Source organism: Paenibacillus sp. AGC31 (assembly GCF_057334655.1).
Genome location: NZ_JBHFJH010000005.1, coordinates 187,890 through 209,358, shown reverse-complemented (window position 1 = coordinate 209,358; position 21,469 = coordinate 187,890). Strand labels below are relative to the sequence as shown.

19 protein-coding genes are annotated in these 21,469 nt (G+C 47.9%); 4 read left to right on the top strand and 15 right to left on the bottom strand.

From position 1 onward, the window contains the following. Window positions 1-24 precede the first annotated feature (24 nt). Complete coding sequence (locus ACE04G_RS04695) at window positions 25-1,101, top strand: substrate-binding domain-containing protein (RefSeq protein WP_449003682.1); 1,077 nt, start codon at window positions 25-27, stop codon at window positions 1,099-1,101. A gap of 75 nt (window positions 1,102-1,176) precedes the next feature. On the opposite strand, the gene ACE04G_RS04690 is transcribed toward ACE04G_RS04695, so the two are convergent. The 3 genes from ACE04G_RS04690 to ACE04G_RS04680 all read right to left on the bottom strand — a co-directional run bounded on the left by ACE04G_RS04690 (window position 1,177) and on the right by ACE04G_RS04680 (window position 4,412). After that, complete coding sequence (locus ACE04G_RS04690) at window positions 1,177-1,545, bottom strand: hypothetical protein (RefSeq protein WP_449003681.1); 369 nt, start codon at window positions 1,543-1,545, stop codon at window positions 1,177-1,179. A gap of 634 nt (window positions 1,546-2,179) precedes the next feature. After that, window positions 2,180-3,616 carry a pectate lyase family protein gene (locus ACE04G_RS04685; RefSeq protein ID WP_445253526.1) on the bottom strand — a complete coding sequence of 479 codons (1,437 nt, stop codon included), beginning with the start codon at window positions 3,614-3,616 and terminating at the stop codon, window positions 2,180-2,182. Window positions 3,617-3,896: 280 nt separating this feature from the next. Next, complete coding sequence (locus ACE04G_RS04680; protein WP_036606590.1) at window positions 3,897-4,412, bottom strand: DUF2179 domain-containing protein; 516 nt, start codon at window positions 4,410-4,412, stop codon at window positions 3,897-3,899. A gap of 346 nt (window positions 4,413-4,758) precedes the next feature. On the opposite strand from ACE04G_RS04680, the gene ACE04G_RS04675 reads away from it, so the two are divergent. Next, window positions 4,759-5,973, top strand: coding sequence for a Leu/Phe/Val dehydrogenase (locus tag ACE04G_RS04675; protein ID WP_339180476.1), 1,215 nt, complete (start codon window positions 4,759-4,761; stop codon window positions 5,971-5,973). A gap of 330 nt (window positions 5,974-6,303) precedes the next feature. On the opposite strand, the gene ACE04G_RS04670 is transcribed toward ACE04G_RS04675, so the two are convergent. The 10 genes from ACE04G_RS04670 to ACE04G_RS04625 all read right to left on the bottom strand — a co-directional run bounded on the left by ACE04G_RS04670 (window position 6,304) and on the right by ACE04G_RS04625 (window position 17,406). Next, on the bottom strand, window positions 6,304-7,971 hold the full coding sequence (locus ACE04G_RS04670; RefSeq protein WP_339180479.1) for a hypothetical protein: 1,668 nt from the start codon (window positions 7,969-7,971) through the stop codon (window positions 6,304-6,306). Window position 7,972: 1 nt separating this feature from the next. Continuing rightward, window positions 7,973-8,758, bottom strand: coding sequence for an ABC transporter ATP-binding protein (locus ACE04G_RS04665; protein ID WP_047840868.1), 786 nt, complete (start codon window positions 8,756-8,758; stop codon window positions 7,973-7,975). Between the two features lie 234 nt (window positions 8,759-8,992). Beyond that, window positions 8,993-10,501: an RICIN domain-containing protein gene (locus ACE04G_RS04660; RefSeq protein ID WP_449003680.1), complete on the bottom strand. Its 1,509-nt coding sequence runs from the start codon at window positions 10,499-10,501 to the stop codon at window positions 8,993-8,995. A gap of 361 nt (window positions 10,502-10,862) precedes the next feature. Continuing rightward, the gene (locus tag ACE04G_RS04655) at window positions 10,863-11,486 is read right to left on the bottom strand and encodes a PepSY domain-containing protein (RefSeq protein WP_449003679.1); all 624 of its coding nucleotides are present in this window, start codon (window positions 11,484-11,486) and stop codon (window positions 10,863-10,865) included. Window positions 11,487-11,727: 241 nt separating this feature from the next. Beyond that, entirely contained in the window at window positions 11,728-12,528 is an 801-nt protein-coding gene (locus ACE04G_RS04650; RefSeq protein ID WP_449003678.1) for a PepSY domain-containing protein, read from the bottom strand. A gap of 78 nt (window positions 12,529-12,606) precedes the next feature. Then, complete coding sequence (locus ACE04G_RS04645) at window positions 12,607-13,983, bottom strand: sensor histidine kinase (protein WP_221819894.1); 1,377 nt, start codon at window positions 13,981-13,983, stop codon at window positions 12,607-12,609. After that, window positions 13,980-14,735 carry a response regulator transcription factor gene (locus ACE04G_RS04640; RefSeq protein ID WP_449003677.1) on the bottom strand — a complete coding sequence of 252 codons (756 nt, stop codon included), beginning with the start codon at window positions 14,733-14,735 and terminating at the stop codon, window positions 13,980-13,982. The genes ACE04G_RS04645 and ACE04G_RS04640 overlap by 4 nt, the downstream gene beginning before the upstream one ends. Before the next feature lie 54 nt (window positions 14,736-14,789). Beyond that, a complete protein-coding gene (locus tag ACE04G_RS04635) occupies window positions 14,790-15,434 on the bottom strand; it encodes an SDR family oxidoreductase (RefSeq protein ID WP_449003676.1) in 645 nt (214 codons plus the stop codon). Window positions 15,435-15,753: 319 nt separating this feature from the next. Beyond that, entirely contained in the window at window positions 15,754-16,935 is a 1,182-nt protein-coding gene (locus ACE04G_RS04630) for an NAD(P)/FAD-dependent oxidoreductase (protein WP_036606574.1), read from the bottom strand. 24 nt (window positions 16,936-16,959) lie between these two features. Continuing rightward, on the bottom strand, window positions 16,960-17,406 hold the full coding sequence (locus ACE04G_RS04625; protein WP_017691658.1) for a DUF1641 domain-containing protein: 447 nt from the start codon (window positions 17,404-17,406) through the stop codon (window positions 16,960-16,962). A gap of 685 nt (window positions 17,407-18,091) precedes the next feature. Here ACE04G_RS04625 and ACE04G_RS04620 point away from each other — a divergent pair. Then, window positions 18,092-18,265: a CsbD family protein gene (locus tag ACE04G_RS04620; RefSeq protein ID WP_017691655.1), complete on the top strand. Its 174-nt coding sequence runs from the start codon at window positions 18,092-18,094 to the stop codon at window positions 18,263-18,265. Between the two features lie 166 nt (window positions 18,266-18,431). On the opposite strand, the gene ACE04G_RS04615 is transcribed toward ACE04G_RS04620, so the two are convergent. Further along, a complete protein-coding gene (locus ACE04G_RS04615; RefSeq protein ID WP_449003675.1) occupies window positions 18,432-19,433 on the bottom strand; it encodes an NAD-dependent epimerase/dehydratase family protein in 1,002 nt (333 codons plus the stop codon). Window positions 19,434-19,585: 152 nt separating this feature from the next. Between ACE04G_RS04615 and ACE04G_RS04610 the strand changes: the two genes are divergently transcribed. After that, entirely contained in the window at window positions 19,586-20,104 is a 519-nt protein-coding gene (locus ACE04G_RS04610) for a cupin domain-containing protein (RefSeq protein ID WP_449003674.1), read from the top strand. 277 nt (window positions 20,105-20,381) lie between these two features. Here ACE04G_RS04610 and ACE04G_RS04605 read toward each other — a convergent pair whose 3' ends face one another. Next, window positions 20,382-21,461 carry a DUF1835 domain-containing protein gene (locus ACE04G_RS04605; RefSeq protein WP_449003673.1) on the bottom strand — a complete coding sequence of 360 codons (1,080 nt, stop codon included), beginning with the start codon at window positions 21,459-21,461 and terminating at the stop codon, window positions 20,382-20,384. Between the last annotated feature and the right edge of the window lie 8 nt (window positions 21,462-21,469).

The window sequence follows — 21,469 nt, the reverse complement described above, 5'->3', positions numbered from 1 at the left end:
TGTGTGGAGAAAGCACTCATCATAATGACAGCACATTGTGCCTATACCGGCTTGAAGGAGGCGACCATACTGAAGAATAATATCACCATGCGGGATATCGCCGACAGGCTCGGGGTCAGCAGTGTGACCGTCTCGAAAGCATTGAATGATAAAGATGGCGTGAGTGGCGAATTAAAGGAAAAAATTAAAGTGCTTGCTGTTGAAATGGGCTATCGGTATAATGCCGCTGCCCGTTCGATGAAGGAAGGCTTAACCCATAATATTGGCGTAATTATCCCGGAGCGTTTTACCGGGCCTACGCAGTCGTTCTATGTACGCGTGTTCCAGCGCATCACCAAACATCTGGAGGAACAGGGCTACTACGGCATTCTGCACATTCTGAATGTGGAGGATGAGGAGGAATTAACACTGCCCAAGCTGTACAGCGACAACAAGGTCGATGGTTTCATCGTGCTCGGACAGATCAGCAAAGAGTATATTGAACTGGTGCGATCGATGGAGGTTCCCAAAATGTTTCTCGACTTCTACGATGAACATTCGGACATCGATTCTGTCGTTACCGATAACTTTTACGCTGCCTATGAGCTGACGAACTATCTGGTTCAGCAAGGCCACCGTAACATTGCTTATGTAGGGAACCTGTATTCCACGAGCAGCATCCAGGACCGATTCCTTGGGTACTACAAATCCTTGCTGGAACATCGGTTGCCAATGAATCCGGATCTGGTTCTGAATGATCGGGATGAACGGGGTACGTTTATTGAGATTGATCTGCCGGAACAGCTGCCAACCGCTTTTGTATGCAACTGTGATCAGGTCGCTCATCTGCTCGTTCAAAAACTGACTTCCATGGATATTCAGGTGCCTGGCCAATGCTCTGTTGTTGGTTTTGATAATGATATCTATGCGATGCTCTCCGATCCCAAGCTGACGACCGTTGAAGTGGATGTGGAACAAATGGCGCGCACGGCAGTTCAGTCCATGCTCAAGAAGATCGACAACCCGAACCGCAGTTTCGGTCGTGTACACGTGAAAGGCAACATCATCTATCGCGACTCGGTAAGTGCTGCGTCTGCCTCATCAGATATTATGGATATTTGAATTAAAAAATGAAATAAACGAACACAGATGACTGGCCTTTATCTTACTGGCCAGTCTTTTCTGATACAGCGGAGCTTAACGCCGGCGATGATCTGTTGAATTCTTCAAAAATGTAGTCGTTCTCCAAATCGAGAGGATGAGGATCAGCTCATACACATTGGTTAAAGTACCGGTTTCCACTGGCAGGGAGATTAACTGCCCTGCAAACAATAATGCAGTCCCAACAAACAGCCATACCCATTTATGTTTGAAAAGAACGATCAGGCTAACAAATAAGAGTACAAGCCCCACGATGATCACCATCATCGGCGGACCTCCATGACCTTCTGCCATATATCTCAGTACTCCATACTCTTCTGTAACTTTGAGATTTTGAACCTCGGATAAAGTAAAGCCTACAATCTGGTAGATAACCAGACCCAGCGTTATCAGCCATGCTACCACACTCGTTATTCTTCTATTTGCAAACCTGGCACCTGAGCTGCGCAATATATGGTAGCTAGCAAGAATAAGGGTAGGGGTAGCAAAGGCATGTAGCCAAAATCGAAGGCTACTGAGAACCATTAGCGGTTCCCCTTCCCCGATTATATTACCTAGAGCAATAATTCCATTATCATATGCTAAGCTGAACGCTACGAATAACTGAAAACTGGCATACGTAAGCCATTGCTTCCTCTGGGTCAACGCGACGGTCATCCGAATAACAAGTATCAAATAAACAAGAGTAAGTGCGAAGTATATCCATACATCCAAACTGCTTCACCATCCTTATTGGTCAATTCTAATAAATTATATTTACCGGTAAGTAAAATTACAAGATGAATTTGAATAAATGGTTAATTTGTCATAAATTACTCACTGGGGTAATGAAGATGAATATTGATATACAACGATCACCGGAGAGACCAACACATGCTGTAGCTGGAGATGGTCCACTTTTACAAGAAATCATTCTTCTATAGGCCACCAAACTGTTTATAGAGCTAAATTATATAAAAAGAGCACTCCCGGCAATCTTAGCTGCAGGAGCACTCTTTTCCTTATTTGAAGAACGTAAAAGCAACAGGTTACTCTGATATCAATAACTTGTCTTCAACCAATTATCCTTGGACCAGGTCAGTTTACCCGAACCCGCGCCATTGGAAGCCGTGAGGCGTGCATTCAAAGTGGACGGATCATCCGTAGTATAGCTGTACGGCAGTGACGAGAAGCCATTCCAGGAGAAGGATTTTATCACCGCCGGGATTGGCGCCAGTGGACTGCCAGACGTATCACTGCTGCCACGGAATGAGCTGCCATCCAAAGAATACATAGTATCGGTCACTCTGATTTTGCCGGTATAGGTTGGATCTGCCGGATCGGTCTGATTGTTGCGCACAGGATACAGCACGTCCTTGATGACTGATTTCTCAACTAATACGGCTCCGCTCTCTGTGGAGATTGCCCCATTGCCAATGATATCGAACTTATAACCTTTGGACGCAATCGCTGTTGCCATCGCCGTTGTAATTTTGGCTTTAGCGGCACGTGCCCCTGTCGAATCCATCACGATGTTGTATGCATGTGCGTTGCCTCCACGCAGGCGTGGCATCCGGTCCTGAATATCTTTGTAGAGATTATGGTGCAGTGTCATGGACAGGTTGGCGTTAGCTGATTCCAGGCTGGTCGAACCGACCAGATGTCCTTTCTTCTGTGGTCCCGAGATGGCAATAATATCGGCTTTGCTGAGACCTACAGCACTGCTGCGAAGGTAGTTGTACATGGGATAGGAAGCCTTATTCGCTTCCAATTCGTTAATCTGCTGGGTAACCCAGCTGTTCGAGCTGCCGTCATCCCCTTTGAAGAGGGACCAGGAGATGGTCACGCCGCTGGTTCCTTTTTTCGAATCGACAAGTCCGTCATAGGCTTTATTAAATGTGCAGTGATCAATCCATACGTTGCTGTTCTCCTCCAGGGTGATGTAATCCCAATCGTTCTTGTCGTAATCACCTTTGGTGGATTCATCCCATTCCCATAACTCATCGAATTCCAGGTTACGGATGATGACATTTGAGCTTCGTTTCACGCTGATTGCAGCGTGTTTGATTTTGGAGCCGTTAGCGGAGAAAATCGTGAGTCCATTGAAACCGTCAATCGTGAGCTTGCTGACACCTGTCTGTTTTAATACAGGATGTGTCAGCGCATCATTATGCTTGGCAAAAGGAGAAATCTGCGCTGCACTCGGAATTTCATTCCATCCCAGATTCAGATCGTTCATGATCTCAACAACTTTGACACCGGAGTTCTTTTTCAGCGCCAATGCCAGATCGGTCGCATTATACACTTTCTTATACGTGGCTGTGTTGGATTCGTTAATAATGCCGCCGCCCGTATTCCCTTGGGAGAAGCCTGTGAGATTGTAGTCTGCGTTGCCTGCTGCCTGCACACTTGCCGGGCCGGACAATAAAGTTAACCCCAACGTTAGAGCCAAGGCTGTGCTGCATAAGCTTCGAAATTTGATTTTCATCGATTCCATTCCTCCCGAAATATAATGATTACATTCGCCCATCGCTGCCATGCCATGTTACGAAGGACATGTTCTCAATGTACATTTTGTAAACGATTACAACAATAATCCCTATCTCACATATGGTTGGAAAAGGCTGGTATGGTAAGGGTTTGTACTGTAAGCAACCTTGAATCGTACAGAGTTAACTTGGGGAGTAAGGTTTCATGGATATATCGTGGTACAAGAACATTCCAGATGGGATGAAATTAAAAAAGCAGGACTGCATCTGCTGCAGACCTGCTCGATTTTACTTTTTGATGGAACGTGTCCAGAAGCCGCCATGGAACTGTTTGGGCTCCACGGTAATAACAAATGCTTTGGGGTCCAGATCGAGAATCGTCTGGTAGAGCAATTTCTGGTTTTTACGTTTTGCCAGAATCTCCATCACAAGCCGATCTCCATCACGTCCACTGCCCACCCATGCAGTAACACCATATCCTTTATCTCGCAGGGCATTCGCGACGTTGTTGCCCATCTGGTTACAGATGACTTTAACGGTAACGTAACCGAGCGCGATCTTCTCTTCAATCCACGCACCGAGCAACACCCCAAGTCCATAACCCACCGCGTACACAATCAGGGCCGAAGGCTGAGTCAGGTATTGGAGCACCAGATTCAGACCGAGTACATAGATCACAATCTCACCCATGCTGATCAGTGCGGCGATATATTTCTGTCCTTTGAGTGTCAGAATCATCCGGAGTGTATAAGCGGATACGTACACAATCTGGATCAAAAAGATAAATACCAATATTTTAAACAATCACAATCCCTCTTTCCTGGCCTTCACAATGGAATTGGCCCTTTGCTGCATATCCTCGAAGATTTCGTATCATCTATGCTTCCTGTATGTTCGCTCTATCTCCATCATTGGACGTTATGCCCTCATTCTAAACGGTTGGATGTAAATCCGTAGGCATTTTCTGCTCTCTGGCATGCCGGAACTGCCATTATAGAACCGTTTGTACCGATTATCAACCCGGCGGAGGTCCCGGGGTCGAAAACGGGGGTCTTTGAATATGCTGTATCATCATAAAGCCAAGCACGCTGGCACAGGATATCAGGTCAGAACCAGGATGGATGGGTCAAAACAAAAAGGGGGTACCGTCATGCAGCTATGGCAGGAGATGGAGCGGGAAGGCATGGAGGAACTCATTTTTTGCCATGATGCAGATAGTGGATTGAGGGCGGTCATTGCCATTCATAACACGGTCCTTGGACCTGCGCTGGGCGGATGCCGCTACTGGACGTATGCGTCCGAGGAAGAAGCTGTTCGGGATGCTGTGAAGCTTGCCAAAGGCATGACGTACAAAAATGCAATCTCCGGATTGCCGTATGGTGGTGGAAAAGTGGTCATATGGGATGTGCCTTTAGCGAAGAATACAAAACCGGATGAGGATGGTTGCGGATCTCACAGTGCTGAGCAGGTCGCTGGAGATCTAGGAGTAGAGCAGCAAAAGGGCGCTGCCGCTGAACGGAAAGTCGTCGCTGATGAGATGACACATCCACAAGATAAAAGTCTGGATACAGACGCATCCAAGCGGGCGCAGCGCTTTCGTGCACTGGGTCGTTGTCTGGAGCGGCTGAACGGGCGATACGTGACTGGTCTTGATCTGGGTACCACGGCGACAGACATGGACCAGATCCGACTGGAGACCGCACATGTGACGGACACCACCGGTTCGCTGGGGGCGCAGGATGACTTCACTGCCGAGATGACCGCCTACGGCGTGCACATCGGCATTGTGACCTCGCTGCGCCAACAAGGCATTGCATCTTTGCAGGGCATTCCCGTTGCCGTCCAGGGACTGGGCAAGGTGGGGTATGCCCTGTGCCGTTACCTGCATGCAGCCGGGGCACGGCTCATTGTGGCAGACGTTGTACCGGAGCGTGTACAACGTGCCCTTGTGCAGTTCAGCGGCGCCATCTCGGCCGATCCGGCCCATATCCACGCCGCTGACTGCAAGATCTTCGCCCCCTGTGCCCTAGGGGGCGTACTGACCCCGGCAACGGTGGAGGAGCTGCGCTGCTCCATCGTTGCCGGGGCGGCCAACAACCAGCTGAGTGAACGACAGCTGGTTGCAGGCCGCATGCAGGCGCGCGGTATCCTGTACGCGCCTGATTATGTGCTCAACGCAGGCGGAATCATCTCCACCGCCTACGAGCTGGAAGGCGCCGGGCCTGACCTGATCCGCCAAAAGGTGGCGGGGATTGCAGGCACGCTGAGCAAGGTATACGCAGAAGCTACGCAATCTGCGATCTCCACAGCCGATGCAGCCGATCGGCTAGCGGAATCCATTCTCCGAGCAGGCCACACAAGATAGGGTGCCCCCTCCTGGGGAACCTCCACTGCTTTACTTCATTCTAACGAATCTGTTACACCCTATTTGCCCCTTTTAGCGCGAACCTAATATCTAACGAATCTCAGACATGTTATTGTGCATAGTTTGGTCCTTTTTCAAGCTAAATAACTACTTTTCCGAAGAATAGTGTTCCTGAGGTTCGTTAGCGCTGCGGCGAAGGTTTCTTTGGGATAGTATCTATGGGGAAGTATCACCTATCAAAAAGAGCTAACCCCGACATCCGTGTCCAGGTTAGCTCTTTTACCCTCTCTTATCGTTTAGCGCTCTTACTCTCTCTTACTCTACTACTCCTTAAACTGCAACCGACCTCTTCTTCACTGTCTTCTTCTCTCGAAACAGCAGCGTCCACAGCAATACATTCGCTACGATCAGTATTGCGCCATAGATCCAGATGCCCCCCGATACCGAGCGGAAAAAGACATGGACTCCCCATAACATGGCAAGTACAGGAAGGGCGGCGAATACATACCAACCATCACTTTGCTGCGCCATACTGAAGGATTGGGAGAACGGTGGCTTACGCAGCAACAATTTGCCTGCCAGTGGGACAAGCGCCGTAGCTGTAAGCATAATAATTGCAATATCCGGCAGTATCCGTAATCCAAATGTCCAGGTGAACAGAATGGCATTTGCCAGAAATATAGGCAGGAACATGTTGCACAAGAACGCCTTCAGAGCGCCTTTATATAACGCGCTATCATTTGCCATCGGTGCAGCGCGAAAGGTCCAGAATGCCTTGTATTGTCCTGAAAATTTCAGCATGACCACCACCGTTACAACCAGCATCAGCACGATGTAAAAGGTGTATACAAACGAGCTTTGTCTAAACTCCGCCCAGGTAGAAGATTGCAATTCGGTAAACCAAAATACATAAGGTAAAACAAATGATAAACCAAGCGATGGATACACCTTAAGCTTGAATTCCCGTTCATTACGCATCATGCTGGCTGACAGACGGAAGCAAGCCTGCTCTTCTCTGGAACGACTGACCACCTTGGAGATCAACCGATCCCATCGTCCACGTCTGCGTCCGGAGGACTCACCCGAATGTGCCATTTTTTCCAAATACAATTCAAAGGAAGGCATAAGCTTCACATATACGATCATACTCACCACAGGAACCAAGACTGCCAGTGCTGTGAACGTATAGATCCACACATTCCCGCCCCCTGCAAATAACCATTCATATGCGGCCGCATACCATAACGGAGGCAACAGCAACTGCCACCATGCCGGGGTAAATACCATACCAAAGTCAATAATACTGAACGAACGGATGACCAGCTGATAACCGATTGCAATCCCCACGGACAGCAGAATCTGCACCATATTGATCATATCCTTCAGCTTCTCACCATCCAGAAACTTCATCATGAACAGATAGATCAGAGACGTTGTCACCAGAATCAGCATATTGATCAGAATCAGTTCTACAAGGAAAATCAGAAAGAATCCGATCCCATGCGTCACCAACGCGGCAATTAGCGGTATACCGGTTAATGAACCCGTCAGCAATAGTAGATAAACGCCTGCGTGGATGGCTCGGGCCATACCTACCGTTCGCCCATTAACGGGCTTCGTCATGATGATATTGCGATCCCGAATGTCCAGCAGTACGGAGGAAAAATCCGAGATCATGGACGTCATGATCATAAACATTAAAATGCCAAATACAAGACCCATCTGAAGCATAAAATGCCCCGTATCCCAGACGACGAAGGGAACCATCATCAGTCCCATTAATCCATACAACCACAGGGATCGAAGAAACTGATTACCTTCCTTGCGCTCCTTTTTCCCTGAATTGTTGGATAAAATGGTAGGCACTCTACGTTGATCCATCTGGAACTTCACTCGCAAAATCAGGCGCAGCACATCATAATCCGCCCCTGTTTTGGCGATGAGCGGACGAAAGCGATCCAGAATCTTGAGCGTGCGGAAGTCAGAGGATTCCTCCATATCAGTACACCTCCTGCACAATTGATACAAAACGCTCCGCAATGGCTTTATGCTCATTGAAGCCTGTCAATTGATTGAATACTTCCTCCAGCGTACCTTCCATGGATTGCTGTTGAAGCTGCTTGAACGTACCGTCTGCCACTACGCGTCCTTCAGCGATCAGTACAATTCGACTGCTGATCTTCTCCACCACATCCATGATGTGTGACGAATAGAAGATGGTTGTGCCTTTGGCTGACAATTGTGACAAAATCTCTTTGACCACCATCACACTATTGGCATCCAATCCGCTAAGCGGTTCATCCAGGAACAACAGATCCGGGTCGTGCAGCAGTGCAGAGATTAACAGCACTTTCTGACGCATACCTTTGGAAAAGGAGGCAATGCGGGAATGATATGATTTTTCCAGTCCAAAACAATCCATCAATAGCTTGGCCTTGTAATCCGCATCTTCATAGGACATACCGTATAACTCTCCCGTAAAAGTCAGATACTCCGCAGGTGTTAATTGTTCGTACAATTCCGCCACCTCCGGAACATAGCCGATTCTGCGTTTATACTCTACATCGCCATCCGCAATATCTTTACCAAAGATTCGCACCGTGCCTACATATCCTTCAACCAGCCCGAGTAAAATCTTAACCGTTGTACTTTTGCCAGCCCCGTTTGGACCAATATATCCAATCATCTCACCGCGATTTACTTCCAGATCGATGCCGTTCAGCACATAACGTCCGTTGTATCTCATACGCAAGCTTTCAATTGATAGCACTTGTTGTTCACTCACTTCGTTATCCAGCTCCTGTCTCTATCTTTTTCTACAATTCTACTAGTTTACCACAGATTGGGATGGTAATGATCGGAAATAGGTCACGATATCAGCCATCATCTGGATATTCCTTTCGAGTAAAAGCATCACGTAACATACGTGAATACATCACAAAGCCCCTGTCTCACCTTATGGTAAGAGACAAGGGCTTCCACTTTATGTTGAACCTTATTTTATAATATTTAAAACGTCTTACTGCACCTTAACAATCTGAAAATGTTGATTCGTGCCGCCATTATCCGTCCACTGGATGGCCGCAGCCCCATCTGCCAGAGATTGACTGGAGATATCCAATACCTTGCCTGTACTGCGGTTTTTCAGTTTATAATAACCACCACCTACATGGACGAGCTGCCATTGCTGGCTGGCCCAGCCACCATCATTCCACTGTTCAATGACAGCCCCATCCGTCGTGGCACCATTCTCCACACCAATTAGCTTGCCACTGGAACGGTTGATGATTTTGACATAACCGCCACCCGCATCGGTAATCTGCCACTGTTGACTTGTCGTCCCCCCATCTGCTCGCTGCTCCAGATCCGCACCGTTGGCGGAAGAACCCCCAATGACATTCAGTAATTTATTGCTTTTACGGCTAATCAGCTGATATGAAGCATTCGGGTCCCATACATCCGATGTACTAATTCCGGTCACGGTCCCTGTTGCTGTATCTATCGTAATACTGCTGGCCCAGTTCATCACCAGACTGGTTGCGCTCGGGAACGAGAGTGGCAGCCAGACATACTTGGAATCCTGCACGGGTCCGCTCCAGGCACCGGCCCAGCGATCACCCATGTAGAGATAAGATGTGGTCTGTGAACCTTCTACAGGAACAACATAGGTGGATTGAGAACCATATGTTGTGCTGTCTCCAAAATTGCTTAGGCCGCTCCATGTGCCTGTAATGCTGGAGGCTGTCGCATATTTGGCCTGATTTGGATTCCAGCCAGTTGCACCCGAGGTGATCAGGAAGTAGACACCGTCTTTTTTGAATAGGGCAGGTGCTTCACGATATTGTCCGGGCCATAGTGTTGTGACCAGGGATTCCACACCCAGGAAATCCGGGGTCAGTTTATATATATTCAGATCAGCATTCACTCGGGTTGCAGAGATCAGATAAGCGGTTCCGTTATCGTTGTATACCGTCATATCTCTGGAGTCATAGCCAAGCGGACGATAACTGCCCACATACGTGTAGTTGCCATCAACCGTATTCGAAGTAGCTACAGCTACTCTTGCCTCGCCATAATCCAGACCATTCTCCTTGTGCATCCAAAGCACGTATTTGCCGGTAGCACTGTTGTAGATGACCTTCGGGCGTTCGATGTTGGAGATATTTAGCTCAGCTGCCGAGCTGCTGGTGAGCACATCATTGCGATACTCCCAGTTCCTCAGATCCGATGAACGATACACAGACACCGCCTTGAACGTTCCATTCGTATTGCGGTTCTCCCCAAACCAGTAATAATACCCGTTTGCCTGGATCATCCCGCCCCCATGGGCATGAACAACATTGCCGTTGGTATCCTTGAACTGTACCCCGTTCGTTACACTGAGCGGAGCAGCTGACGCATTCGGTCCGGGTGCGACCAGCATGCCTATGGATTGAAGCGCCAACAGTAAAGCAAGCAGATAACTCAAGCGGCGGGTAAAGCGACGTGAATGTGTATTCTTTTTCAACCATCCATCGTTCATAGCCATATCGTAATGCACCTCCATGTTTTTTATGAAGCGCTTACATTAAATAAAATCGATATGTCTCATCTGCCTCCGATCGATGATGCATTTCAGCATTAGAATTCCTGGCAAGACTGGCTAGGCATTCACCTCCCTGACTCTGATTGTATGCGCCACGTCCCTGCTCGCATAGTGAACAATCCGGCTGAACATGTACAATTTCATACTCCGCTCTCTCCATAGACAGCAAAAAGACGCTTCCCCCGAAGCGTCCTCTGCTATACCTGCCCTGCCCTCCATGATGTAACTGTCTCTGGCTGTGTGTGGCTGTTCGTGGGCAGGTACATGATATGATGTTTTATCGGCGTGTACTCGCCCTTATTACTTAATCTTCGTCGTCAAAATCCTGGTCGAACGACAACACTTTGCCTGTGTTGGCATCGATATCTACATCCGCTTCACCTTGAGCGGTTCTCAGCTCGATCTCATACACATAACGACCATCATCATGATCCAGTTCGACTTTGGTTACTTTACCACCTGTCACCTGTTTCAATGCAATGTTTGAAGCTTGGGATGCCGTCAATTTGACCTGCTTGGAAGCAGAGGTGTTCGATGTGTTGCCTGTTACAGTACCTTGATAATCATCATCGTAGTCTTCATCATTCACGACCGCAAGGATTTTGCCTGTATAAGCATCCAGACGAACGACAACATCATTGTTTCCTTTTCTGTCGATCTCAATTTCATAGAACGTTTGGCCGTTTCTGCGCTCCAGATCCACGTCACCCACTTTACCATCGGCTGCTTTCAACGCTAGCGCTTTCGCTTGTGATGCATTCAGCATTTTGCCTGTGCTGTTCTGATTCTGTGTAACGGATTGTGTCGTTGACGTTGGTGTAGTTTGCACCGATTGTCCGTTCACATTCCCGCTAGCCGCCACGGCTGATCCACCAAGTAATACTGCTGCTGACAAGCTACCAATCCAAAGTTTATGTTTGTTCATCATCATCATTCATCTCCTCGTTGTTGTTTTCGTTCTCGTCTACATTTATAGAATAACCTGCAGGAATGAGAGATCAGCGAGAGTTAGATTAGAATTTGATGAGAAAATGAAGAGAATGCTCATTTAACAGGTATTCAATACGTATGTAATCTACACTAAATGAAAAAGATGACCCCTAAACTAGGAATCATCTCTCTAAGCAGTTTAACACTATAACTATATTTAATGTGTTCCTTGCAACATGTTAATCCTCGTCCTCATCCCAAGTCACCGAACGAATCGCTCCCGAGATGGCATTCACTTGCACAATGGCTTCCCTGCCATCCGCCAGATCAATTTCAACCAGATAATACGGATTCCCACTGTTGGTTCCACGCAGTTCGATGTCGTCCACTTCCCCCGAAACCTCCGCAAGTGCCTTCTGCTTGGCTTGCTTTTCGCTCAGAAACTGAGGTTTGGGATCATCCTTGGTTGGTTCAGTTGTCGGGGCTGCTGTTGTTTTGGAAGATATCGTCTCTCCCGTGTATGGATCAATCGTGAGTTCTTCACGGCTGTTATCCTTTGCCTTCACTACCGCGGTGTATACCGGACTGCCTTGCTGCTCCACAAGTTCAAGCGAGACCAATTGGTTATCTGTTTGTTGTTTTAACAACGCCGTCTTGATCTGCTCGCGGCTCCATAATGTCTTCTCTTCCGCTTGCGGGTTCGACTCCAGCCGTTTAATGGAATTCACAGCAGCTGTAACGGCATCCACTTGCACATCATATAGGCCAGTCTCCGAACGGAGCTGCATGATATACGTCCCGTCCTTCAACGTGGAATTCACAATCTCACCTGGATATTGATCAAGCACCGATTGTGCTGCCGCATCTGCCGTAAGTACCGCACCCGTCGATTGCCACGGCTTCCACCAAGCAACTACTGCCACAATCAGCACAACGAGAATCCCTGCACCCCACCAGAGTGACCTTCGCGATTTTGCCCATCCACTGTTCCCTTGTTCATGCCGTTTCATCTCCGGTGGTCGCTGCTCATGCTCTGTCATCCCGTTTCCCCCTATGCACTCTCTTATCATCCCCAGTTGATCTGATGCTTATCAGTATATAAGAGAAGAATGAGAATTTCATGAGAGCGGCCCGTTCTGAACCGATAATGGCAAAATAATCGAAGCCTCGGTGCCTTCACCCTCGGTGCTGGTCAGTTCGATCCGTGCTCCAACTGCTCCTGCAAGCTCTTTGGCAAGTGACAATCCCAGACCTGAACCGCTTGCGCCTAAGCTGCGTGTTCTGGCCGGATCAATCCGGTAGAATCGGTCAAATACCTTCTCCAGCTCATCCTCCCGCATACCAATCCCGGTATCCACAATCCGAATACGGCACTCTTGCCCCTTGGCTTCCAGCCTGACTTCAATTGCATCTTCACTATACTTCCGGGCATTATCCAGCAAAATAAACAAAAGCTGCTTCAGCTTGCTCTCATCGCTGATCGCCCAGATTGGACCTGGATCTTCACACCGGACTTCACGGTGATAGGCTTCGCGGAACGCACGTGTGGAGTCTGTAGCCAGTCTTGTGATATCCACACGCTCCAACTGTACATTCCACTGCTCTGGCTGCTTCGCGAGCAGTAACAGTTGCTCGGTCATCTCCCGCATACGAACCGATTCGGACAGAATTGCTTCCACCGCTTCATCAAATACCTCGGGCCGCTCTTTTCCTCGCCGCTGTAGCAGGCTGGCATAGCTCTCAATAATGGTCAGTGGAGTTTTGAGCTCATGAGATGCATCGGATACAAATCGTTCCTGTCGTTCAAAGTTGGATTCGAGCAGATCCATCATCCGGTTAAACGTCTGTCCCATTGTTTTCAGTTCATCCTTCGACCCTTCCTCCAGTGGAAGACGCTTGAATTGTCCGCTGGACTGAATGTCACTCATTGTACGTGTCATCTGCTGAATCGGTCTGGTCATCCGATTCGCCAGAATCCGGCTGGAGATAATGGCCGGAATGAGAGCAATAATCGTGACCGCCACAAGCACGGTTCGCAGTACAGATAGGCGATTCTCTGTCTCTGCTACACTCTCGGTGACCTGCACATTCACCACCTCGCCATCAGGCCAGATGACCGGGACTGATACCCACACATAACCAATCTGTTCAACTTGGGTATACTCCGATTTCTTCTCACTTTCATACTTATAGGGCAGCTTGCTCAGCTGCTCGGAAGCTGCTGTTGTTGTCACCGGGGAACTGGTGCCGTCTTCATTAACAATCCGAAGCATGCCGTTCACAGGCGCGTACGCCCGTAACAAGTCATCCGGCGGAATGGAGCCGGCAGACTGACGCACTCCTTTGACAATAGACTCCGCTTCCGCTTCCACCCGATTAACTTCGTTATCAATCGACATCCGTTCAAACACGATGTAGACCGACAGGTTCACCGCGATTAACAGCACAGCAAATAATACAGACGAATATCCGTAGATTTTACTGCGCAGGCTCATAACTGTTCCTTCAGGACATATCCAACGCCCCGTACGGTATGTATTAAGGGCGGTGTGAATCCGTTATCCACCTTTTTGCGCACATAACGGATGTACACATCCACCACATTGGTATCTCCATAATAATCGTATCCCCACACGGCCTGTACAATCTGATCACGACTGAGCACCTGACGTTGATTCTGCAGCAGATATACGAGCAGGTCGAACTCACGTGGAGTAAGCTCAATGGCCACACCATCCCGGGATACCTCTCGCGTTCCTTCATTCAGTTTCAACCCGGCAGCCGTCAACCAGCCTGCCTCAGCTTCAGCCTGATGCCCAGAAGAGTCATTCCCCGGATCAGCAGGTGTAGACGAAAGAGCGGAAGAAACAACAGACGCCACTGCACTAAGCCGCAATGCAGCCCGAACTCGGGCAAGCAGCTCTTCAATCTGGAACGGCTTGGTGATGTAGTCATTGGCTCCGAGATCCAGGCCGGATACTTTGTCTTCTACAGAATCTTTGGCAGTGAGCATAATGATCGGAACCGTTGCATCTTTGGCCCGTACTCGCCGCAGCACTTCAATTCCACTCAGACCAGGCAACATCACATCCAGCAGAATCAGATCCCACTGTCCTTCTGCATACTTCTCCAGTCCTTCTGTTCCACTACCAGCCTTGCCTACCTGATATCCCTCATACTGTAGTTCCAGTTCCAGCAGACGTGCTATTTTGGGCTCATCCTCTATGACCAGCACGGCTTCGTTCATGCAGCGCTCCCCCTCATCCCATCATTTCATTCTCCCGTTATCTTACAATAACATCTACAATTTGCCCAAGGCATCTTCAACCGGATGCTCCCCGGCAACCAGATCAAAGGCCATTCGGTACGTTTTCTCTTCCTGCAAAGAAGCCACGATTACCCGGGCCACATCTTCACGCGAAATGCTTCCCGGCTCCAGATCCGTTCCAACCGCAATGTTGCCTGTGCCCGGTTCATTCTTGAGACCACCTGGGCGAATAATCGTGTAATTCAGATCACTTGCAAACAACGCACGATCCGCATAATGTTTCGCCACGTAATAAGGCTTAATGGACTCTGACCATTTCTCCCGTTGATCTGCGCCATACGCACTGACCAGAACATATCTGGAGATTCCTTGCTGCTCTGCAGCTTCCATCGTTTTCACCGCACCGTCGAGATCAATAAGCAGCGTTTTGTCCTGACCGGTAGATCCGCCAGAACCTGCCGTAAACACAATGGCATTATGATCCTTCATTGCCTCAGCCAAGTCCTCCACACTGCCCTCCAGATCACCGATCACCACATCGGCACCGAGTTTCTTCAGTGCATCCGCCTGCTCCGGTTTGCGGATCATGGCCGTTACTGTATGTTTGCCTTCCTGTACCAGCTGTTCCACCACAAACTTACCGATTTGTCCATTTGCTCCTATAACTAAAACGTTCATACGTCATTTCTCCTCTCAGTTGAACGGGCTGCTTGTTGTTGCGCTCCCCGTTCCTTTTATTTAAAGATGCTCATCCTATAATTTAAACGAAAGCCGGCGCTTCTAAGCGCCCCCTCCCAGGTTCATGCCCGTTCAGTACATCTATGAAATGTGAAGTCTTCCGTTGTCCCATTAATATGCCATATCCCCTAGGTACTTTATACGCGACCTCACATCGACCACTTCAGCCGCACCTTTTCCTATCTGAATATCTGTTATTCTTTGTAATCGTGACAACCAAAAAGGACGCCCAAAAGGGCGCCCTTGAATGTCATTAAGATTAGTAAGCCAGTGCGAACAAACCGTGAATATGAGCTAGGTAACGGATGTTACTTGCTTCTTTCATCATGGTTGCAGGCAGACCTTTCAGACGAGTCTGGTTGCCACCGATCATGCCGACAGCATCTTTACGACCCAGACTTCCCAGCGTACCGGAGAATACTGGTGTGAAGGATTCCATTGCGCCACCTTTGAACATAACGCCCAAGTTGTGACCAATAGTCTCACCCATTTGCCAAGCCAATTGTGCTGTTGGAGGGTAAGGGCGAGCGCCTTCGCTAGGGAAGACCACTGCGCTGTCACCAGCAACAAACACGTCTTTGTGAGAAGTAGATTGCAGAACTTCCGTAACTTTCGCACGGCCACGATCCACTTCAATTCCGCTGTTAGCAACAACAGCGTTGCCTTGTACGCCACCTGTCCATACGAGTGTGTTCGTAGGGATGGAGCTGCCGTCTTTCAGCAGAACTTCGTTTTCTTTCATCTCGGTAATCGCTACGCCAACGATGAAGTTAACGCCACGTTTCTCAAGACTTGATTTAGCACGCTCAACCAGCTCCGGCGGGAATCCTGCCAGGATGGAAGGACCTGCTTCAACTGTGTACAGGGATACTTCTTTGAAGTCGATGCCTTTTTCTTGACATACTGCAGGAAGCAGGTCAGCGAATTCGCCAACAAGCTCAATACCTGTCAAGCCGCCGCCACCAATAACAAACGTAGCGTCTGCTTTGTTGCCGGACTGTTTGTAAGCATCAAGACGTGCTTCAACGTGTGCACGAATACGGTTTGCATCGCTAACCGATTTGAGCGTGAAGCTGTACTCTTGCAATCCCGGAATTCCGAAGAATGCCGTTTCGCTGCCCAAGGCAACGACAAGTGCATCGTAAGAGTATGTGGAGCCGCTGGTCATCAGAACTTTCTTCTCGTCCGGCTTGATTGTATCCACCGTATCGATTTTCAAGTTCACGTTTTTGCCACGCAGCAATTTTTCGAGTGGAAGAGCAACTGCTTGTTCAGCAATGCTTCCCGCTGCAAGACGGTGCAGTTCCGTGATAATTTGGTGTGTAGGGTAACGGTTCACGACAGTAATTGTCGCTTCTTCCGGAGACAAGTATTGACGCGCAGTCAATGCAGTCAACAGACCGCCGTATCCTCCACCCAAGATCAAAATTTGCTTCGACATATCCATCCTCCGTTCTTCTAAGTCTTAACGTTTCGGTTGTTGACGCTCGTTCAAGATGCTCAAGAAAGATTGAGCAAAACGAAGCGATTGTTGTACGTTTGGATCTTTAAGCATTTTCAGCATAGCGAACAAGCCAACTGAAGTTTGCTCTGTTTGCGCACGGTCATTGGCTTCGATGGCAGCAGAAGCTACACCTTTAGCTTTGTCTACAACAGGCTTAGCGAACTCGCCCATTGCGCTCATTGTGTCGCTGATCAGAACTTTGTCTGTTGCTACACTTTGTGCAAAGTCATAAGCTTTTGTCATAGCAGTAACCATTTCAGCCAATTTAGGCAGGTTCTCCACCAGAACGGTTAAAGACTCCTGTACCTCAGGCTTCATCAGTTGATCCAGAACGTCCAAGGACTGGCGCTCGGAAACGTTGGCACCTTCTGTAACTGGCACCTCTTGTTGAGTAGGCGATTGTGACATAAGAGAAAGTCCTCCTTTACTTTGGGATAGAAGTCCGCGACTTTCATGATGCCTGTCAAGCAGAGCCGAACCACAAAATACATCGAATACATTTAAATGTACCAAATTTCACACAATAGGATGAGCGTAGCTCAGGGCCACTCCCATATCATGCATTGTATCTTGGATCTATTGCGGACAACATGTGTTGACGCACAAAACGACAAGCAGGCCGAAACCGAACTCTATACCCTTATATTACACCTCTTACACATGAACATGAAAAAGAAATTTTTTACACTTGTGAAGATATTGTGAACATTGTAACAAAATCGATTTTTTTGTCAACCCATGAAGGCAAGCTAACGCCGCCGATCCTCCTGTCCAAGATCCGTATTCCTACCACATGTGGTATTAAGACAAGATCACATATGACCAGATGTGCGATATGTACACAAGGAAGGATTCGTTTATCCAAATGCTCAGGAATTGTTTTCCAATATCAAGATAATCATGCAACGAAATTGGTCACTGTCGTTATTATGCAGCGTTGGGCTCTGCCTTATTCCATTATTGAGACATCTTTTCAATTTCAAGTATGAACCTCTTGCGTCACGAATGCAAAACTTGGCACAAACCCATTGCGTTTAGAATACGGACATCCCGGTTAATAAGGACTACACCAGAAACGAAGGAGATGTTCGATATGAGTAATTCAACTAGCGATAAAATCAAAGCAGGCGTAAACAAGGCCAAAGGCGAAGTGAAGGATCAGATCGGTAATGCAACCAATAACAGATCCCTTCAGGCTGAGGGTAAAAAAGACAAAGCCAAAGGTGCCGTACAGGATAAAATTGCCGACGTTAAAAGAGATCACTAGATCCTTTTGATGCAGACCTCAGAAAGCACGAAGATTTCGTGCAATAGATCGTTTTAAAATAGCCTGACCGTCCGTGTTCGGAAGTTATCCGAATGTGAGACGGAGGCGCAAAAAAGCCAAGGAAGGTGTTACTCAATACACCCTTCCCTGGCTTTTTTTGTGTTTTTTATACTGCTGGAACTGCGTATCTTGCCATATCGATAATGAAACTGCGCGTTTCCCTTGTTGTATGGTATTCACGGCTGAACTGTCTGACCCATTCGGGATGTTCCCGATACCAACGGAAGGTTTTTTCCAATCCCTTTTCCAACGTGGTTTGCGGTAGCCATCCCAATTCAGCTCGCAATCTGCCTGAATGTACGACTAGACTCGACCCTCTGGACTGGGTTGGTTCTTGCTCCCGAATCTCTACAGCAGCTACGGATCGATCCATTGGTTTCAATATCTCCCCGATCTCCTGCATGGTTGTTCCAAGCCCTGTTGATATGTTGTAGACCTGTCCGTCTTTGCCTTTCAGCATAATCTGTTCAATGGCCCGGAGGGCATCATCTACATACAAGAAATCACGCACTGCCGATCCCTGAATATCCAGAGGCAGTCCGTCCAACATCCGACCAAAATTTCGGGGAATAATACGGTCTGGTAATTGCCATGGACCATAGAGGTTGGTCAAACGAAAGAGTTTGACTGGAAGCTGGTAACATTGAGCGTAGGAGTGAGCAAGCATCTCACAGGCGACCTTGGATGCAGAATAAGGAGAGACGGGTGCATACGGATCTGATTCGTGATAGACTCTGCCCCAATCGCCGCCATACACTTCAACGGATGAAGCCAGCAAGACTGGAATGTGATGTTCCGTAGCATATTGCAGGATAGCCTGTGTGCTAAGTGTATTATTGCGGAAAACTTCCCCTGGCTGATGATACGAATAATCCACGTGTGGCATGGCTGCCAGATGGATGATGTAATCTGTTCCTGGAGGTAGATGAATCCGGTCCACTGTAAGGTCACAACAGATGAGCGGCATCTCATGCAGAGGTGAGATATGAACAAGCCTCTGACAATAATCATCCCGATCCAGAAGGGTAATTCGATGCCCCTTTTGCGCCAAATACTGTGAAAGATTAAATCCCACAAATCCAGAAGCCCCTGTAATCACAATGTTCACACACGATTCCCCCTTGCGATTTATACAACGAGTGCATTGAAGAGAGTTTATGTACTGAGTATAACCTTAAAATGATACATTTTGTATCATTTTACAATTGTTTTTTGTTCGTCCTTGAGGTTATCGGGTAATTTATAGTGAGGTGATGTGAGATGAATGAACGGAATAAGGACATAGAGACGTTATTCCTTCAGGATGACGGTGTAATTCCCAATCATCCGACCCTGCCTGTGCTTTTGTATAAAAACGTATGGGCTGAAGAGGCTCTTCATGCAGAATCGTTGCTGAACCGTAATGGATGGGGAAATAGCTGGTTGAATGGTGTGTTCAATTATCATCATTATCATAGTAATGCTCATGAGGCACTTGCTGTGGTGAGTGGATTCGTGCAACTGATTTTAGGCGGAGAACATGGTCAGAAAGTTTACCTTCAAACAGGCGACGTTGTTGTGCTTCCCGCTGGGACAGGGCATAAACGTCTGGAGTCCAGCAGTGATTTTCGTATTGCCGGTGCTTATCCGGGCGGCATGAGTTACAACACACGCACAGGTGAAGAAGACGATCGTGCCAAGGCTCTTCAGGAAATCCGAGAGGTTCCGATCCCGGATACCGATCCGGTCTATGGGCAGCAGGGGCCGTTACTAGAAATCTGGGATGGGAAGAAATCTTAATACAATGATGATCATAAAGAAGAATGTTATTGGATATTGCACAAGCGAAGCTGGTTTAGTACCTAATGAGAAAAAAACAGACTGTTCCCCGGACATGTAGGAGTTACTCACCGGTGGAACAGTCTATTTAAGTGTTAAATCTGAACAGCTGGTAACGGAGACACTTCGTGATCATCTTCCTGTAAGCGCAAGGAACTGCTCAAATCTTCCGTCTTATTTCAAACTTTGTGATCTCGTCGCTTGTTTTTCTATCCGTGCGTTTCAGCCTTAGTCCCTTTCAGCGCTCGGGAAGCCGAATACTGTAATACCTCATTGCAAGTGGCTTTCCATCCATTTCAAGTTGGCCTTGCAGCACCAGTTGCCGTAGACGGTACTCCACGAACGCATCACTTATATGCTGGCTACTTGTACCAATCACTTCACCCACAATACGAGCTGCTCGGATATACTTGCCTGGCTCCCAGTTCGGTGTCAGTTCCCTCACCTTCTGCATAATGTACTCGTCCAACGCATCTTCAGTTAAGCTCCGAATCACGCCATTCTCCATCATACGTAATAGCCCAGGCTGTACCGAAAGTTCCAGCCAATCCTGCTCCAGTTGGCGGCGCTCTGGCTTGGACAATGGCTCTTGCTCAGAGCAGACGTGCCACATCGCCAAAAGCTTTTCCGGAAGAATCTCGCCTGTGTGGAGCACATCGTATTGAACGTCAGGTCTATCAAATAATTGCTTATATAAGCCACTCGTTTCGATAAGATATATGGGGCTCTCGCTGTTCCGCAATAGATACATGGCGTAAAGCAGTCCCGTCTTCTCCCGTGCATTATTCGCATACCAGATAATGATCGACGTCTTGGAATCAAAGGACTGTATTGTGGCTTCGAGATCAAATAATGATTCCAGTTCATGCATGCCATATGCCTCACGGTCATTGAGACACATTCGTTCGGTCAGCCAGAGATGCCTGCGTTGCAAGTCTGCACGCCGGGTGAGATCACCTAATGGCCCTACCGCATAATTATCATCTATAGAGAAATAACTCCGTTTTTCCTGATCAGGTAATGTACTCATTCCCATTTTCAGACTACTCAGAGGTGATTCTCCAAACGTAATATGAATTTCATTTGGCTTGTCAACCTCGGCGAGAGCTTGTTGTTCCAGACGACCCAGATCAAATGGGGTATCCATATTTCGAAACAGTGACTGTACCGCTTCCGCAAAATCCACCTTTTCACCTTGCTCTTCCTGCCGCTTGACCACGTGAGCTGATTTCATATAGAGCACACGCAGTACTGAACGAAGTTCATCTTCACTCATACGATTTATCGTTCGGCTGAATGCATAGATATTATCATTCATGTTAGGTC